The 17,749-nt window shown below is 52.8% G+C and carries 15 protein-coding genes and 4 pseudogenes; 8 read left to right on the top strand and 11 right to left on the bottom strand.

Annotation, left to right across the window (positions count from 1 at the left end; all coding sequences use genetic code 11):
* Positions 1-41 precede the first annotated feature (41 nt).
* The 6 genes and pseudogenes from OSC37_RS17060 to OSC37_RS17035 all read right to left on the bottom strand — a co-directional run.
* Complete coding sequence (locus OSC37_RS17060) at positions 42-536, bottom strand: hypothetical protein (RefSeq protein ID WP_267164293.1); 495 nt, start codon at positions 534-536, stop codon at positions 42-44.
* An 858-nt stretch (positions 537-1,394) separates the two neighbouring features.
* Positions 1,395-1,976: pseudogene (locus OSC37_RS17055) on the bottom strand (cell division control protein Cdc6); the annotation flags it as partial.
* Between the two features lie 737 nt (positions 1,977-2,713).
* Positions 2,714-2,878: a hypothetical protein gene (locus OSC37_RS17050; protein ID WP_267164283.1), complete on the bottom strand. Its 165-nt coding sequence runs from the start codon at positions 2,876-2,878 to the stop codon at positions 2,714-2,716.
* Between the two features lie 91 nt (positions 2,879-2,969).
* Positions 2,970-3,272: a hypothetical protein gene (locus OSC37_RS17045; RefSeq protein WP_267164282.1), complete on the bottom strand. Its 303-nt coding sequence runs from the start codon at positions 3,270-3,272 to the stop codon at positions 2,970-2,972.
* Positions 3,272-3,667 carry a DUF8122 domain-containing protein gene (locus OSC37_RS17040; RefSeq protein ID WP_267164281.1) on the bottom strand — a complete coding sequence of 132 codons (396 nt, stop codon included), beginning with the start codon at positions 3,665-3,667 and terminating at the stop codon, positions 3,272-3,274. The genes OSC37_RS17045 and OSC37_RS17040 overlap by 1 nt, the downstream gene beginning before the upstream one ends.
* Positions 3,668-4,507: 840 nt before the next feature.
* Positions 4,508-4,693 (bottom strand): annotated as a pseudogene (locus tag OSC37_RS17035) (IS4 family transposase); the annotation flags it as partial.
* A 223-nt stretch (positions 4,694-4,916) separates the two neighbouring features.
* Between OSC37_RS17035 and OSC37_RS17030 the strand changes: the two are divergent.
* Together OSC37_RS17030 and OSC37_RS17025 are read left to right on the top strand one after the other, a co-directional pair.
* Positions 4,917-5,944, top strand: a pseudogene (locus OSC37_RS17030) (Cdc6/Cdc18 family protein).
* Positions 5,945-6,317: 373 nt separating this feature from the next.
* Positions 6,318-8,672: a right-handed parallel beta-helix repeat-containing protein gene (locus tag OSC37_RS17025; RefSeq protein WP_267164292.1), complete on the top strand. Its 2,355-nt coding sequence runs from the start codon at positions 6,318-6,320 to the stop codon at positions 8,670-8,672.
* A 345-nt stretch (positions 8,673-9,017) separates the two neighbouring features.
* Here OSC37_RS17025 and OSC37_RS17020 read toward each other — a convergent pair whose 3' ends face one another.
* Positions 9,018-9,356, bottom strand: coding sequence for an ArsR family transcriptional regulator (locus OSC37_RS17020; protein WP_267164277.1), 339 nt, complete (start codon positions 9,354-9,356; stop codon positions 9,018-9,020).
* 371 nt (positions 9,357-9,727) lie between these two features.
* Between OSC37_RS17020 and OSC37_RS17015 the strand changes: the two genes are divergently transcribed.
* The 5 genes from OSC37_RS17015 (at position 9,728) to OSC37_RS16995 (ending at position 14,905) form a co-directional block, all read left to right on the top strand.
* Positions 9,728-11,473 carry a GLUG motif-containing protein gene (locus OSC37_RS17015; RefSeq protein WP_267164276.1) on the top strand — a complete coding sequence of 582 codons (1,746 nt, stop codon included), beginning with the start codon at positions 9,728-9,730 and terminating at the stop codon, positions 11,471-11,473.
* 214 nt (positions 11,474-11,687) lie between these two features.
* Entirely contained in the window at positions 11,688-12,545 is an 858-nt protein-coding gene (locus OSC37_RS17010; protein ID WP_267164291.1) for a DUF2250 domain-containing protein, read from the top strand.
* A gap of 445 nt (positions 12,546-12,990) precedes the next feature.
* Positions 12,991-13,938 carry a hypothetical protein gene (locus OSC37_RS17005; protein ID WP_267164290.1) on the top strand — a complete coding sequence of 316 codons (948 nt, stop codon included), beginning with the start codon at positions 12,991-12,993 and terminating at the stop codon, positions 13,936-13,938.
* Between the two features lie 2 nt (positions 13,939-13,940).
* Positions 13,941-14,261, top strand: a complete 321-nt coding sequence (locus OSC37_RS17000; RefSeq protein ID WP_267164274.1) for a DUF8156 family protein — start codon at positions 13,941-13,943, stop codon at positions 14,259-14,261.
* Complete coding sequence (locus OSC37_RS16995) at positions 14,258-14,905, top strand: ribonuclease H-like domain-containing protein (protein WP_267164273.1); 648 nt, start codon at positions 14,258-14,260, stop codon at positions 14,903-14,905. Before OSC37_RS17000 ends, OSC37_RS16995 begins: the two co-directional genes overlap by 4 nt.
* 41 nt (positions 14,906-14,946) lie before the next feature.
* Here OSC37_RS16995 and OSC37_RS19220 read toward each other — a convergent pair whose 3' ends face one another.
* Complete coding sequence (locus tag OSC37_RS19220) at positions 14,947-15,375, bottom strand: toxin-antitoxin system TumE family protein (RefSeq protein WP_497007721.1); 429 nt, start codon at positions 15,373-15,375, stop codon at positions 14,947-14,949.
* Between the two features lie 50 nt (positions 15,376-15,425).
* Complete coding sequence (locus OSC37_RS16985; protein WP_382187566.1) at positions 15,426-15,974, bottom strand: DUF7342 family protein; 549 nt, start codon at positions 15,972-15,974, stop codon at positions 15,426-15,428.
* A gap of 255 nt (positions 15,975-16,229) precedes the next feature.
* Here OSC37_RS16985 and OSC37_RS16980 point away from each other — a divergent pair.
* A pseudogene (locus OSC37_RS16980) lies at positions 16,230-16,445 on the top strand (zinc ribbon domain-containing protein); the annotation flags it as partial.
* A 309-nt stretch (positions 16,446-16,754) separates the two neighbouring features.
* Here OSC37_RS16980 and OSC37_RS16975 read toward each other — a convergent pair.
* Positions 16,755-17,192 carry a toxin-antitoxin system TumE family protein gene (locus OSC37_RS16975; RefSeq protein ID WP_267164270.1) on the bottom strand — a complete coding sequence of 146 codons (438 nt, stop codon included), beginning with the start codon at positions 17,190-17,192 and terminating at the stop codon, positions 16,755-16,757.
* Position 17,193: 1 nt separating this feature from the next.
* On the bottom strand, positions 17,194-17,721 hold the full coding sequence (locus OSC37_RS16970; protein ID WP_267164289.1) for a winged helix-turn-helix domain-containing protein: 528 nt from the start codon (positions 17,719-17,721) through the stop codon (positions 17,194-17,196).
* Positions 17,722-17,749 lie beyond the last annotated feature (28 nt).

Below are 17,749 nucleotides of genomic sequence, written 5' to 3'. Positions count from 1 at the left end.
AGATCTCTTTCGAAGAGTGTCGCTGCGTCGGATTCTTCCTCCTACGTAGCCGATGCGAATCTCTCTTGACAAATCGTAACAAACTCATCGACCATCGACATGAATTCGTCTCTATCTGTTTTCGACGCGAATGTCTCAAACTTAATTGATTTCGAGTCTCGTGGGACTCCTTTCAGGGAATGGAATGCCCGTTCAAATTCGTCGTAGTCTTCTTTTTCCCATTCCACTGAGTCGAGTCCGGCGTCGTTCTTGATGACCATCATTGCAGGCCAAATCTTCAATTTTCCGTTGACGTTTGCAGTGAAAACGCTCGTGTCAGATGGAGACTCTCCTTGGTGTGCATCAACTTTTACCTGGAAATTAGCGTTTTTTGCTTCCCCAATCTGAACCTCGTCACCGATTTCTTTAGCAAATTCGTAGAGCTCTCTGAATGCGTTAGCAGTCCTTTCAGAGATTTCGCCATTCTCTTCTTTACGCTCGAGGTCAGCGAATAGCTCTGCTTCCGACTCTACGTATCCGGGTCCTGTCCGAGACATAGTGTATAACGTGGTCCCAGGCTATATTTAAATAAGTATTCATATCACATCCTTTGGACGTAGGACATCAGAACGATAGAAAGCGCACGATGAGTTGCACCCACACAATCTAGAGGATCCATACGGCACCGAGTAATCCATCTCTCAAGTCATCTAGTTGCCTCTGCCAGTTCTATGGATTCGTACGTATCTTCTGATGATGTAAACGCACCCCTCGTCCAGATTGACTTTTTGCCTCCCTGTTATTCGCTTTTACAACGGTAGATTAAGTTATTTACCCGAATTGCGTTCCGGTATCAGGTAATGGATTGGTCCGTTCACATGTCCAGAATGCGTTGGCATCAGAGTCCCAGATCACTCGAAATTGCCGGTTGTCGTCCGTGGTCCATATCATATATTCGCTCCGTTGCACTTCATTCCAATCCTCATAGCGCAATGAGCCAATATGGACAACATTTGTCCACAGTTCTAGCAGTTGAGTGATTTCATCAGCCGTTGGCGGGACTTGTGGAAGCGCATCGGGGAAATCCCGGGGTGCTTCGCGTGCACTAATTACGAGGTCTTGGACCATACCTGCTGGACTCCTGCCTGAAATATTAAATTTATCCCAGTTCTCGTCAAGAAGTTTCTTACGTTAATCACGATTGAGTGCTGCATACGCGTCCTCCATCTTGCATACCAGTACAAATATCAGTCTTATCGGGTAGTTCCCTCAGCAGTCAGTCCACAGCGCGATGTCTCCGTTTTATACCCGGACAGAAAGAATACAGCAATCCACGGTTTATCGGATAAACTGTGATCGGCCAGTCCACACAGCAGCTGACCGGTTGAGATTGATTCGATAACAACAGAGGAGCACTATTCAGAATCAAGAAGAATCGACAATCCATTCTCCACACTTGAGACAGACTGAACCAGTTCGTGTTTCTTGTACTTGCCTCCACCTTTGCTTTGATTGTACTCTTCTGACGAGATAATACCGAGTTGGTTCAGTTCGGTGAGATAGTCACGAACAGAACGCTCGGGGACGGATGAGAGAGCTTTCCTGGTCGCAATCGACTGGTACATATCGAGGATTTCACTCGTCCGTGCTGGCGTCTCCCTACGTTTCTCAAGCTGGAGAAGAGCGTAAAGGACGAGCTGGCTATGCTCTGAATAGTTTCGAATTCCCTCGACCACTTGGTCACGTTGCAGGCGGTTGCGCGCCTGCCGGACGTGTTCTTCGGTGACTGACTCAGCATCATTCTCACGAGCAATGTCGCCAGCCCTCAAAAGGAGATCGAGTGCCTTCCGGGCGTCACCGGAGTCTTTTGCCCCAAATGCAGCACACATCCCGATGACGCCATCTTCGAGGACATCATCGTGGAATGCGACTTCTTGACGCTGTTCAAGGAGCAGCCGAAGTTCGTTCGCTTCGTATGCAGAGAATGAGACCTCTTCTAACAGCTCCCCGGATTCAACGAGTTTCACTTATGTTTCATCAAATTTCTCTACACTGAGGTACCCCAGAATTCCTGCGTACCTCTTGAGGTGGTCTCGCCCACAATTAGGACAAACCAGCCCCGGATGCTTTTCTGAATCTCTCGGAAAATCATATCCACACCCAAATTCTTGGACAATATCACTACTCGCTTACGTGTGGCTTGAATCTATCAGTTATGCCTACTCTCCGACAGTACGTGCCAACATCGTCACAGACAGGCTACTATATTCAGGCAAATGTCGGTGCTGGCGCTCCAATCACACTGCAAGTATCTGATTTGGCTGGCAGGATCTTCACCGATACTGGATACAAAGACGGGGATACCGTACCTACTAAATTCGTCTGGGCAATGTACGATGTCGGTTTGATTTCGACAGGTGGCGGGAGTACTTCTACCACCAAGAGCGCGAACGTCTACTCCGCATTCACGAGCCATAGTGTCTCGGCGAAGTTGAGCGATCAAACAAGAGCCGAGTTGATACAGTATCTCAACGAATACCGGGGTACACAGCAAAGACGAGTTGGACGCCTTCGTCGTGAACTTGCAAACTCTGAGAAGACCGGTATGTCCGGTTCAACAGTGAACACGTCTGATTTAGATTACGGGTTCGTGGATAGCATACGCCGCATCTGGCGACACATCGTGGACAGGGTCGGTCGCTGACCGGTCAAGTACGCCGAGAGCGGGCCGATCTTATAGCCGCTGTAACAACTCTTTTACGTCGGCATCTCCGGTAGTTACTGACTCTGTGCCTTCCTCTGTTTCAGTGCTCGGGACCTTGATGTCTTTATTCACTGCTGGTGTGTGTCCGTCTGCATCGTGAAGCGCCCGTTCGGCATCTCCAATCGTCCCAGGCATCGACTCTCCAATGATGTGTCCACCGCCGCTTCGATACCGTCGACCGTTCGCGTCTGTGTTATCGTGAGTCAGAATAATACAGTGTTATCGGTTACTCCCGCCGCCAGAACTCGTTCGCCCACGACCCCTCGAACAGTTTGAGTTGAATTTCCTCGCGCTCATCGTAGGTGTCGTCCACGCCGCCGAAGTAGTACCCAACACCCTCCTCAAGAGTAATATCTCCTGTCCAGACCGTGCAGACGACACCGTCCCGACTCGTATCGTCACCGAGTTTTACACGCTGTCGGGGCTGATAAGAGGCGACATCTTCGGTCCAGTTGACGAACCCCTTCGTCTTCACCCATCCGTGCGTACCGTCAAGATCACCGAGATCGACTGTTGGAGGTCCGCTCATCACTGCTCACCTCCACGGACCAACGTTACGCCGGCTGTCGTCCGCTGGCTTGGAAACGGTGCTCCACACCACCGGCAGCTTCCCTCTGTCCGAAGAGGATCATACAGGCCGTCGCAATTTGCACAGGTCGACAGACCGTCTGTTTCGACGCGGCCGTCGTTGTTCAACACCGTCCTGAGAACCCCCGAGCGCTCAACGAGGAGCGCATCGTACGGTGCATACAGACGGGTACTGTCGGCATCGCAGTCCGGCGCATGGATCGGGACTGCCTGCTTCCATGCCTCTACGAGCGTGAGTCCGGCGGGCGTCCGGGTCCGCCACTGCTCGGGTGCGTGCGGTCGGTTAATCTGTGGAACGTACGACTGGTCATGCGTGTAGTGGTTTGCATCGAACATAGGTGCTGTAACGCTCTCAACGGCGACGGTGAGACTCAGCTAAGTATCGCGGACGTATCGACAGTGTCGCCACTGGGCGTGGGACACAAAGTCAGTCAGAAGAGCCACTGACGAAGCGGACTGGGCACTGAGTCAGTGAGTTCTCTTCGAGAAGGAAGGCGGTGCTGAGTACTCGTTAAACGCTGTCAGAGGGTAGCGCGCGAGTCGTGCACGCGTGGTGAAGATACGAATTCTCCACAATGAGACACCTCCGAACAAACCCCGGAAGGGGTTCTCGCACGCGCTACATTAACCGACTTAGCAGCTCCCTCTGAAGTTCCTCGACAGTTCAAAGCCAAATTGGCTTTGTGGGAGAATTCAGGTAGAGCTTCGATGAATAATTCGCTCAAAGCCTAACGGCTTTGGAGAAGGGTCGCTGATCGGCCGCGATAGCCAATGGCCACCAGATCCCCTTCGGGGAACTGCTGACCGAACCGCCTCAATACGCATATTGTCGCAAGAAACACTTAAAAGAATTTCAACACCCCCGCAACGGCGGGCCAAATTGAGAATGCAACCCTACCGCAGGGGCTCATTTTCCCGGTCAAAGTACCCAACTCGGTCGAGTTCTTTTTTAAAAGCCGCAGAATTGGATTGTACTGTGATCGTCATATGTGGTTTTTCCATTTTGTTTATGAGTTCAATAAATCACTCCAACAAACCGATTATACATAAAAAAAGTCCAGAGAAAGATTCAAATATCCAGGCCGAGTGCTTGGAGTTCCTCGATCTCACTTTGGATGCTCTTGAGTCGCTCTTTCATGTCCCCCTCTGCTTCAATTGCGGAGCATTGGTCTTTAGCTAAGCCTCACCTCTCGGCTGTGTAGCGGCAGTGAGTCTCTCCTGTAAGATTGGTCGTTGCTGGTGAATCTTCTGTGCATCTTCGATCAGTCGTTCTAACAGCGGTGGCGCCGAGTAACCGAGGTACTCCCCCAACTCGTGGAGGAGGAGCTGGGCGTGCGACCGGAAGGTCGCCGCCCAGCGTTCATCCCCCGTCGCGACAGAAGCGGATCTCAAGTTGATATTCTATTCCAGACTATAGAGATCGAGAAATGAGAAGTAGCCGTATTTCCGGGAACTATCGCGTTTCATAACGAGAACCACGCAACCGCACAGGGATTTCACTCAATCACGCTGCTACGTCGTACCTTTCCGGAAGCGACCCACCAGCATTATATGAGTTGCTCAGAAAACACCCTGTCAACCAGAGATGATACGTGATGCTCGCGTCCTCCGAGCCGGATTCGTCCCCCGCGAAGTTGAGCATCGCGAGAGCGAGGTGACTCTCCTCTCCAGCGTTCTCGAACCCATTACGAACGACGAGCCGGCTGACACCGCTATCGTGACGGGACCAGCGGAACAGGAAAGACGTGCGTCTCGAAGTTCGTCACGGAACGCCTGCGCGAGGAGGTCCTCGATATCAAGACAACGTACGTCAACTGCTGGCGCAATTATACCCGATTCCGAACGCTCTACCAAATCCTCGATGAACTTGGGACAACCGTCGACATCCACCGTCAGTCAACACCCCACGACGAGCTCATTGACCGGCTCCAGCAGCACGACGGCCCTCGAACGGTCGTCATCCTCGACGAGGCTGACCAACTCGAAGACCCGAGCGTCATCTACGACCTCCACAGCCTCCCACAGTTCGGTATCATCTGTATCGCAAACAAAGAGGAAGAGCTGTTTGGACGCGTCGACGACCGGCTCGTAAGTCGACTGCGCTCCAGCGAACACGTCCGCATGGACAAGTACCACGACGAGCAGTTGTACGACATCCTAAGTGCTCGTGCAAAATGGGGCCTCAACGAGGACGTCATCACCGACGACCAACTCTACCAGATTGCAGATGCAGCCGCTGGCGATGCCCGCCTCGCGATTGGCATCCTCCGCACGGCCGCAAGCACGGCCAACCGCGAAAATTGTGAGCGGATTACCGACGGCATCCTTCAAAATGCTGCAGAGGATGCCCGCGCTCAGATCAGACAGAAGAGCCTCGATTCGCTTACCCCTCACCAGCGGGTTGTCTACGATATTGTTCGTGACCATGCCCCCGTGGGACCAAGCGAGATCTACGACCGCTATACCGAGGAGGTTGACGATCCGCGGACGAAACGAACCGTCCGAACGTACCTGTCCAAGATGGAGCAGTACAATCTCCTCAAGGCGGAAGGCACGAGTCGGGATAGAGAGTATTTGCTCGTCGATTCAGCAACTGCGTCGCCGAGGCAATGAGTCCGCTATCGTGTGGTTTTCAACGGAAACAGTGGGGTGTGTGTTCAACCGCACAGATCCCGAACACACCCTTCTGAGAGGTGCTTCAACCGTGGATTTGTGAGTTTCAGATTACTACTCCACCTATCTCATATTAGAAACTTCTCAATGGCCCTGAATCATACAGAGCGTGGATCCACCAGCAGATTTAATTACTGAGAAAATGATACGTTTCGGTAACGAATTAGTCACCAGTGAACAGCTCTGTCTACAGCAATTGGAAAGAAGCAACACACTTAGAGATTGGAGTGTTGATGCCCGGCCCATTTAGTGAAGGGAACTACAGAACTGCATGTTTGGGAAATGTCAATAATTTCCAACAGGAGAGCAATTGATGAACCGGCGCCGATACCTACAGATGCTTGTTGGCACCGGCGCACTCGCAGGGCTTGCTGGTTGTAACGACTCGACAGAATCGGATACACCGTCACCGACAGTCGTATTCACAGACGAATCGACGGCCAGCTCTGAAACGCCGATAACAACCAGCGAAACACCGTCTTCGGCACCCACGCCCGAACCGACAGCGACTGGTACGGCAACACCGACACCAACGGAAACAGCAACTCCGAAAGATCGAGTCTTCGATGGTGGCGATCTTGAGTCGTTCGTGGATGCTGTCATGACGGCCGCAGAGATCGGGGGTGGCACGGTGGTCGTCGAGCCCAATACCTACCGGTTTGAGCCACTACAAGGTGGCGGAGCGAATTGGCACGCCCTACTTCAGAGTGTTGAGAATGTCACTATTGAGGGGAACGGTGCAACGTTCGTGTTGACAAACCCGTCTATCGGTGGATTCCGGTTTATTGGTGGTTCCGATATAACGATTCGAGACTTGATTTTGGATTATGACCCGGTGCCGTTTACACAAGGGAGACTCGAAACGGTATTATCCGATGATGGAACGCTGACGCTCACTCTCGATGAGGGGTATCCGACACTCGATCATTCGATATTCCAGCGGGCTGATAGTGTGTACGCGATGGTTCACGAACCCGACGGGCAGTTCTTCAGCGGGGTTCGGGCAAACGGCCCTCCGGAGAAATACTTCTCCGATATCAAGCATACCGGTGGGCGGGCGTATCGATTTTCTCTCGACAGCAACTCCAATTTCCGCGGTCTGGCCGAGGGACGACGACTCACCGTCGTCGCTCGAAACAATGGTGCGGTCCTTAGTATGTATAAAACAGAGAATCCGAACTTCGAGAACGTCACGATTCGGACAGCCTCCGGCGCAGATTTTTCGGTTCAAGTATGTGAGAGCCCTACGTTCCGAGATTGTACCGTTGCACCACCTCCAAACTCGGACCGACAGCTGTCCTCTGTAGCTGATGGAATTCGGATCACGAACTGTCTGGAGCGTTCGACGGTCGAGAACTGCTATCATGACTCCCTCGGGGACGACAGTGTCGCTGTTGACAATCGAATGACGACCATTAGGAGATTTCAGGACGATAGAACGGTCGAGGTGAAAGAAATCCATCCGTTCGTGGTCAAAGCAGGCGACAGTCTGGAGGCGTTATCGCCAACCGGTGTTCGGAAAACAGATTTGCCACCTGTGGAATCGGTTCAGGGACCATCTGCTTCCGTAGGGGACCGGGTCAAACCAATCACAATCACGTTTGAAGAACCAGTCAGAGAGGCACTCGCCGAGGGAGATTTTCTTGGCAATACCGCCACTAATAGCGAGAATTATACAATTCGAAACAACGAATTCCGAAACCATCGGGCGAATCTAATTCGCGCTAGTGCTGGTGGCGGTGTCATCGAGAACAATATCCTCGTTGGCACACATCTCAGTGCGATCGAATTACATAGCGGAACCCTTGGGCACTGGCCGCCAAAGGGTGGTATCAGGGACGTGACGGTCCGAAACAACACCATCCGTCGTCCCGGTCTCGGCCTTCTTGCCGGTTATGCCCCGTTCGGTATTTTAGTACATCACGAAGCCCCAGGTGGGAACTCAACCGAGTCTCACCCCAACGAGGATATCACTATTGTCGACAACGACATCGAAACGTCTGCTGGGGCGGGTATCGAACTATCTGACGCGAAAGATGTGATCGTCGAAAGAAACGACCTCCGTGACCTCAACCGTCTGGACTACTCCAACAGTGGTTTTGGATTCAGAATCTCGAACCTGAGCGGAGTAACACTCTCCGAGAACACGGTGACTGGTACATCCGAGGCACTGTCTGGATTTGGCTTTCGCACCGACAGCGAGGAGATATCACTCTCAAATAATGAATTGCGAATTGACGGAGAGCGTACCCCTGCACGGTTATTGCAATGGGAGCCAGTTACTTTGGAGTTCTCTCGAACTGTCACTGTGGGCGACCGTCAGCTCGCGTTTTCTTGTTTTGACCTCCGATTGTTTGATCATGACGGCGATGTCATTCGAGAGGTTTCGGTTGGCGAGACAGAAGATGGAGTACTCTTCGGCGAGGGCGTCGACGGCCAGGAACAGGCTGACGGTAAGACGTGGCGCTGGCTCGGCCCAGAAGACAAGATTTCCGTCGTCAAATTCTTCGATACCGAACTTGCAGACGCGACGACGCTGGAGATGCGCGGATATCCAATAGAGGATGGAATTTCTGCTACGGTTCGCGTCGGTGGCGAGACAACTGACCAAATCTCTTGGGACACGAAGGAGACTCAGACGTACCGCCTGTCGATATCTGACATCTAGCGACGACATCCGTAGTTCGATTTACCGAAGGAAATTTGCCCGTTTTCGCAGTGAAATTCTCCCCAAACTGTTCACGCCCTTCGATGTCCTTACGAGACCACCTGTCGCTCTTCCTGAGTGAGTGTTTAGATATCATAAGAGGGCGTCATAGAACAGTTCACATACCCTGAGAGAGTAGTCCGAGGATCAGTCAGTCCAGGGAATGCAGTGATTGGACGAAAGTATACACTTGTCAGTAATTCATTAGAACTGCCGTGCAAGATATAGAGGATCGATACGCCGAGGGTGGTCCGGCGATTATAAGGACATTGATAAATTTGGCGTTCGTCGCTCAGGTAGCCGTTTTCACTCGCTTTTGCCGTCATCGAACCATCCGGCTGGGAGGCTATCTTTATTCTCGGCAATCAACTGAAGGAGGGGTTCGAATTCCTCCCAGTCTGGCCCTTTGGTTATTTGATTATTGTCCTGATCCCAGTCGATGATTCCCATCTTATCGAGCTGCGGAAGATGACCCATAAAGATATTCAACTGTGAGATGGTGTCCTCCCCCTCCGCGTGGATGTTTAACGGATCGGCGTCGTCGTCATCCTGTGGATTATGTTCTATAAGTGCAAGCAATAACTCACGCGGATACGAATCTGCGAGGGCGCCGAGCAATTTATCCAAGCGATTCTGGGTACTCATACTAGTATACTACTTCCTAAAGATATTATCGTGGGGCTTTGTTTAACAGGCTATTTATCAGCCAACATTTCTTGAAGGCTGATACAATTTACCCTGCAAGATATGCGCCTTCCATCTTGCACGGCGTTCAGAATACATACAAAAGTTGTCAACACCCTCAGCGGTCAATCCACAGCGGCACTGACCGCAAAAAAGTCGGGTTACAGTGTCCGGATTGTGGGAGTAACCGATTTAGCTGGCCCATGTTTGGAATAGCTACTGGAAAAGTGACAACCCAAGAGCCGGATTGAGATTAGCCAGCTCAACCCTGTTAACACTTCTCACGCCCGCCGGTAATAAAAATTTTTAAACACATACTGGGTACAATAGGTATGAATTCCCTGTCTGGTACTGATCGAGCCCAGACAGCAGTCCTCGGCAATCTGTTGTTGGTCGCAATCGCCATTGTTCTTGGCAGTATCATTGTCGTCGTTGCCCTTGGTATTCTCGAAAATCCGGCAGCACCACCCTACGCAGCAGTGGAGGTTGAGAACGGCGAGCGGGTACTCCTGATGCAGGAGCAGAATCTGGAGGAAGTGCTGATTCAAGACGAGGCAGGCAATATCCACGGTCGTATGGGTTCCGTGGGTGATACGGTTTCGCTTGCAGAGGTTGATCCTCGGTTAGAGTACTCCATCATTGCAGTGGGTGCCGAACAGAGCAGCAAGATCCGGACACTCACTGCCTCAGAGCTGATTGGTGACATCTCCGAGCCGAGTTCGTCACCAGCGAGCGTCACTGCGTCGGATATCGAGGGAGATGGCTCGGAATCGAATCCATTTATTATTCGGACGGACAGTGAACTACAGGCCGTCGGCAACGAAACAGCCAATCTCAGCCCCAAGGATAGCTATCGGCTTGGTAATAATATCGACGCCAGCAAAACCGACGAGTGGAACGGCGGCGACGGTTTCGATCCGATCCAAGACTTCGAGGGGGCATTCGATGGAGATGGCCACAGGATCCTCGGACTCACGATTGCCCGCGAGAGCGAGGATAACGTCGGACTATTCGCTAATGTCAAAAAGTCTGGAGAAATTAAATCCTTCTCCGTGGAAGACTTTGCGATCAGTGGAGCCAATGCTGTTGGTGGGGTTGTCGGTGAAAACCAGGGCACTATAATGGAGGTCTCTGGAGGATATCAAGTTTCTGATGTTTATGACGATGCCGTTGTTGGTAATCAGAACGTCGGCGGATTGGTCGGGGAAAACACCAACGGTGGGCAAATCATCGACTCATCGGTCAGAGGAAAGATAACGGGCGATAGCTCCGAAATCGCGGGACTCGTCGGATTCAACGATGGGACTGTCGAAAACTCAGTCTCTACTGCAACCGTCACGATAGAGGAATTGGGCAATCGCCACGTCGCTGGACTGGTCGGGACAAATGAAGGGACAATCAGCGATTCGTATGCGACCGGAGACGTGACGGTCAACGATGCCCAGGACGACTTCCCACGCGTTGGCGGACTGGTCGGTGAGAACTTCGGAACGATTGAACGTTCCCACGCAACGGGTGACGTAACCGGAGTGGAAGGGGCTAGTTCCAGTAATCATAATTACGGCGGCCTAGTCGGGATCCACTGGGTCGGAACGATTGAAGAATCCTTCGCCACTGGTGATGTCGAAACAGACGGGCGTGCCGGCTCGCTGGTTGGTCGGGTGAGTCAGCTACAGGCCAGCGGTACTGCAACGATTTCGAACTCCTACGCAACCGGTAGCGTGACCAGTCGGGAAGATACTGCCGGTGGAATCGTCGGGAGCCTTCACAATGGATACGAACTCGAAATCGATAATTCGTTTGCGACTGGTCAGATTAGCGGGCGGGATACCGGTGGACTGGTAGGCGAGATTGGATCTGGTGGAGATGTCGATCTGGAGGACTCATACTGGGACAATAAAACGACAGGACAGTCCGCAGCAGTGGGAGATGGCTCTGCTGATACGACGACGAATGTGGAAGGGCTCACAACCAGTCAAATGGCTGGAAACGACGCCGACAAAAACATGGAACTTGATTTTAAAGAGATCTGGCGGACTGTCTCGGGTAGCTATCCCAAATTCCAGTGGGAGAGCTAAGGGTATTCAGACATATGTTGTGGCTCATTGTGGTCCGAGCAGCGTTCAAAACATCCGTTTTTTCGAATTATTTTGCTGTTGTACAAGGGTTGCATCAGACGCGGGTAGAGCGAGCGTCCGGCCTTTTTCGCCAAGTTTTGGCAAGTTGGGCGGGATTGAAGACCCGTTGGCTGCTCGGTAGCTTCAAATCTCTTGGCCAACAAAGTCGATATGAATGGTGTCGTGGGAGAAGGTTGAGGAGCTTCGGTTGGAAGCAGATACGATTATGACCCGGTACCAAGAGGTCGAAGAGTTGCTGGCCCGGGCTCATGACGAGACTGGCGACCATTGGGAGACAGGGGAACTCCCAGTGACACTTGAGACGCCGGCGGGGGACTCGATTACGATTACCTTGGATTTCGAGGCTGACCCTGCAACAAACGCACAGTCTCGATACGAACGAGCAAATGAACTCGAAGCAGACCTCAAACGTCAAGAGCAAGTCGATGAGCAGTTGGCGTCGTTACCAGCCGACCCAGTCGCCTATCTCATTTGCTACCATCTCGATTACGTCGAAGGCGACTATCCGAAATCCATTGCCGGTCACCTCGACGCACAACGCAAACAAGTCGACGAGTTGTGCCAGGAGATGGAAGAAACAGGCGTCCTCGAACGTGTTGAATCAGGGACAGTCAAACAGCGCAATGTCAAAGCGAAAAAAGCCGACGAAGTCCGCCAACACCACACATACTATCGACTCTCACGAGAAGGTGACCACCTCTTACGTTTTCTTGATGAACCAGAAGGGCAACTGAACGTGTTACGCCATCTCCCGGATAGCCAGCAAATCATCCAACGACTGCGCTGTGCTGGCCCAGACTCTCCACGAATCACGGCTAATCATTTCGACATGGAGTTTGAATACGTCCGGCACCTGTACCGCACACTCCGCCAAGTTGGCTTCCTCGTCAAATACAAACAGAATGAAGCCAAGAGAAGGGGGCAAAACGCCCCAGATCAAGAGTTTCACAACCAGACTGTCTACAAAACGACTGAGCGTGCTGAGGAACTCGCACAAACCGTGCGAGATTGACTGGAGTCTCGGAGTTTCACGATACTCTCATGAGAGTTCCCAGTCCTACAGCTGGAGCAGGCCGAGTTCCTCGGGGCTTGACCCTAAGGCGGTTCATTCAGTTGTGACGCCCCAACGCCAACCCAAGCATAGAGTCTGTATTAATCGATTAAAAGAAAATTGTGCTCGTGGGCATATATATATCAGTAATTTAACTATTCAGGGCCGGCGAGGCGAAATAGCGCCGGTTACGGTCATATTTAACCAACAAAGGTTTCACATGGTACCAATTTGTTGGTTAATTTTGGCAGAAAGAGCTAATCCAATTCTGGAGACAATCTCTGAAGCGAGAGAACAATAGCAGGAATCGGCAGACTCTGGCCGAGCCACACGATTTTCGTCCACTTTCCTGAAACCCGGAAGCGCCACGCCACGGCTTATTGAGACTGTGAACATCAATTTGAATATGCCTGATCAATCAACAGCTTCCTCGGACCGTTTAGCGGTCGACCAGCCCACTCGCGGCGCTGACCACAATCAATCTCTTGCTAAGCAAGTCGACCCAGCAACCAACGATATGCTGCTTCCATCCCTCGATAAGGGCATCACATTGCTCGACGTAGAGGGTGACCGAAACGTTCCTGTTCTACAGTCGCTCGTACTCGATCATCTTCTCATGCACGACGGCCCCGCCTTCTGGGTCGACGCAAACGGATACGCAACGACGACCACACTCTCTCAAATCTCCCCCAGTCAACGGTTACTCGACCAGATTCACGTTGCACGCGGCTTTACTGCCTATCAGCACTACGGCGCTGTCTGTAATCTCCCCGCGGCGGTGAATCAATCCATCCGGGAATCGACGACCACCGACACCAGACGAGATCGCCAGCCAGGGGATAGTAACGATGAATCACCACACACTCCTTCGCTCATCGTCGCTCCGGCCGTCGACGTCCAGTATCGTACCGACGACACCCTCGGGGAGCGCCACGCCGACACACTCCATGCCCGTTCACTCGCTCGGTTGGCAACCTATGCCGACGGCTACGACATCCCGGTGCTCGTCACCCGGAGCGCGCGCTCCGATTTCACCGAACCTGTCGCGACGGTCGCCGATCATCACCTAGAGTGCAAGCAAACACGAATGGGGCCCCGAATCCTCGGCGAGGATTTCGAGACGCTCGTCTACCCCGTCGACGACGGTGCGTACTACCAGACGACGTTCGCCTACTGGCGGCAGCTGCTCGCGGCACGTGCTACGCAGGTCGGCATGGAATCGACGACGCCGGCGCCGTCGACGCTGACTTCGGAAGGTGTCGGTACGGGTGTCACAGCTGACAGTGAAACCGTGTCGGCCACCGCGGACCCTTTGCTCGATGCGTGGACGGCGAGCGGTACTGGAGGTCAATAGCGATGGGGCGTACGAACCCGACGTATCGAGACGCACTCCGAGCCATCGAGGAACGCTGGACAGACTTCAGGCGGGCACTACGACGTCGCGACCAACCACGGTTCGACCGCCTGTTCGAGTACGCCCGCGAGCACGCCGACGCGAGCGGACTGTTGAACCACCAGAATCCGCTGCTTCCGGGGTTACTCAGTATCGATCTCGAACAGGAGAACCGCCTTGATGACCACGAGGAACGCCTGGCGGAGCTTGAACAACGGATTTCGGACGCGGAGCCCGACCGACAGCAATCGACAGGAGAAGATACCACTGGAGAAATGGAATGACGGATCTGACGACAATTGCCTTCGATATCGAGACGACAGGGTTTGAGACCGACGATGAACTCACAGTAGCTGGGTTTGATTCGGCGGTTTCCTCTCGCGTGTTTCTCAATACCGGTGGAACAACCCCGCCGGCAGCCCTCGCAGATCAAATAAACAACACGCTCCAGACACCGGTACAGCTCTCCTACCATGATACCGAGCAGGAGCTCTTGACTGAGCTGACAACATTCACCACATCCACGCTCACCCAACGAGATGCTAAGCTCGTCGCGTACAACGGCGAGCGATGGAACGGCGGATTTGACTTGCCGTTTCTCCGGACCCGGCTCTGTACACACGGTCTCGAATGGCCCTTTGGGACGCTCCCGTACGTCGACGTAATGGATGTTTTCGAGAAACGGTTCAATACCAGTGAGGATACGTTGGAGGGCGTCTATGGCGAACTGATTGGTTCAGGGTTGAACGACCTCGATCCATTCGCCGACAGTAGGGAAGCGGTTACAGCGTGGGAAAAAAGTACATATGAGCGCCTAATTATTCACAACGTCGCCGACATCCGACGAACCCGAGCGCTGATGGACCTCGCAGAACGGTACTGCTCGAAGTCATATTTCTCGGTGAAATCACTTGATCCGGTTCTTTGAGGTATTTGTGCCGGTAGAAACCCGTGTCGTCAAGAATCCTGCTATGGTGGATTTTCTGCATCGTTGAGTCCATCGAATGTCTCATTCGTGTAGGCGTATCGCCACCGTTGGAGAATCGCTCGCGTGACCAAAGAGGCCTCACACACGGTAATGCAAGATGGCTCAACAGGGCGACTTGGAGCGTCGGGGGGTGGATGGAAGTGTTGTCTCGGTGCGTCGGGTTTCGCGTGACAGTCGAACCGAAAATCCCGACCTTGGTTGTCCGTGTAGTGGGCGGCGTAGTTCCCAGTCAGACTCCATCGTATGTCGAGTCGGGCCGTATCCGCTACGCCGATGCCGTCGGACAATTCAATCGAAAGTGTTTGTGGATTCAGAGGTTCGTCTAGTGAAGCTTCCTCAACCAGCGGCTCTTGATCAACAACTAAATCTCGGATCTCGCGTAATGCTCCGGCATCGATCGGCCCAAACATCTCAGCCTGTTCGGCCGGCTGGCTATCCGAGGAGGGTCCCTCGTCATCAGTCATACGATAATCGACGTGTCACTGTTGCCATCGTCGTCCGTATCCGTGCCAGTGAGATGGCCAGTACGACTTGCTTCAGCAATCGCAAGTGTCGCTTGTGCCAGCGCGAGGTTACGGCGGGTCGTTTGCCACTCTCTGAGCAACGCCCCATAGTCGCTATCGGCGTCCTCAATGTTTAGTTCCCGGGCGAGTTCCTCGGGCGAATTAACGCCGTACTTGTCACGCCAGTCTTGGATCTGTGCTTTCAAATCGGCGATTCCAGAAGCAATCTCTTCGGGTGTCCGTTCTGCAAGCAGCGACTGTGCATGCTCGGTGACGATACCTGTTTCTGACCGGCAGTACAGCGTGGTCTGTCCGTCCTGAGATGTCGCCACCTCGCCAGCATTCACGAGCGTCCGCAGGTGCTTTCGTGCTGTCGTCGACGAAACACGAGCGCGGTCAGCAATCTGAGATGCGGATGTCGGATCGTAGGTAGTGCGGATGATTCCGTAGACTCGTTCGAAGGGTGTCGTGTCCTCGATCCACTCCTCAACGACAGCGTCGTTTATATTACGGCGGTCGGTACCGCCATCAGGACTCACTCGGTTGGGTGGGAGCGTTTCCTCAGACATCGTATCCTAACTAACGAGAGATAGGTATAATAATTTGTGGGACAGTATATTTGTCTGGACAGAGAGATCCCAACCTGTTGCCAGAAGATATTGACCACAAGGTACTCAGGCTACTCTGCCTTTGACATCCTCCCACGACTGAAGTCCGTGGGCATTCTCCTTAATCATCTGTATTGACATCCTCCTCCGCCTGACGGAGAGAGCTTCAAGTGTCTGAAATGCGGCTACCAAAACCACGCTGATTACAACGCCGCAAAAAACATCGGATTGCGGTATCTCCGTCGTAACCAAACTGGGGACGACGGAGGCGCACCCGTAAGCATGCGCTTGAATCGCGGGACGCTGAACGCGAACGGAGAGTATGAGCCTCCTGCCGGAAATCCCGGCCAGAGTCGGAGTCCACCCTAAAGCCTCATCCTCAACGAAGCGAGGTCGTCAGACCGAGCGAAGTAGGGTTGGGTAGTTTACTCGGCCTTGGATATGCTGGGACGGATGTACGATGAGATAGAGACCGACGCTGATTACCGGATGGGGCCGACTTGATCACACCCGTATCCGAACGATCCTACTGCCGAATCTTACCAATCGTCATCGTACGTTAACCAACATTATCGACGAAGAGCTAAGATTTGTTGGTTAATAATAGACCCTCAATCTTGGAAATTATTCAACAAACAGATGACGGAAGACGGGTCTGCTCTCGTGATAGACCAGCGGTCACCAGAGAGACACAATACGCTGTTCGACCGCCTGAAACACGTTCGAGTAGACATCGAGTGGATGAAGTGAAGAGAGTTCAAGATCTGAGACCTCGCTGCCTCTCGGCGGTTCGTGAAAATGCAGCCGAGTGTTGTGCGGATTTGGGTGTCGATCCCATCGACACTCCCAGTTATCATCTTCCCGAGATTCGAGGTAGTGAATTGAAAAGTCGTCAGTCGTGAACCACCGGATATCGACTCGAGTTGCGGTCACTGACTCAGGATACCGTCCCGAGTCCAGTAACGCTCGCAGTAGCCGGGGCTCATACGGATCCGGCTCGAAGACGGTCTCAGCGACCAGTGAATCCGAGGCAAGCTGCCGCTCAAGAAGACGCAACGTCTGTCGATCAGGAGGTCCCGTTGAGTTGGGTCCTGAATTCTCTGTTGGGGAACCCATCTTAGGCAGGGATCAGATGGCCGTCGTTTTGCGAGAGTTGCCGGGCAAGTTCGTACAGGCGAATATCACGAATTACGCCTTTCCATTCACTCACTGCGTTCATGCGTTCGTGGATCGTCTCGTGATTGCCAGCATCGAACACGGAGACAGAATCCGGATTCGTGGTTCCGAACAGCTCCTCATACTCGGAGCGTTGCTCTTCGAGATTCGCAACACGGTCAACGATTTCTTCAACAGAGAGATCAGAGGCAACCCGATTCGCGTCTTGCCATTCAAGATACCCTGCGTTTCGTTCGTACGTTGCAGGGCGACTCTCGCGATGCGCCCGGACAATACCCATCTCTGTCAGACGATCAAGGTGCTTTTTTGCTGTATTCGGAGAGCAGTCTGCAAGCTCTGCAATATCAGTGTATGCTGTCGGCGACGTGACCCCGAGAATTACATCGTAGACACGGCTAAAGGTATCTGATCCTTCTTGCCACCGTGGCTGGTCGGTATCAGGTTCAGGAGCTGGATCGAACTCAGTCATAGTAGTACAGATGTGCTGTGTCTCAATA

The organism is Halovenus salina (genome assembly GCF_026410925.1).
GTDB classification, from domain to species: Archaea; Halobacteriota; Halobacteria; order Halobacteriales; family Haloarculaceae; genus Halovenus; species Halovenus salina.
The sequence above is the reverse complement of the archived record's forward strand: the minus strand, read 5'-3'. Positions and strand labels throughout refer to the sequence as shown.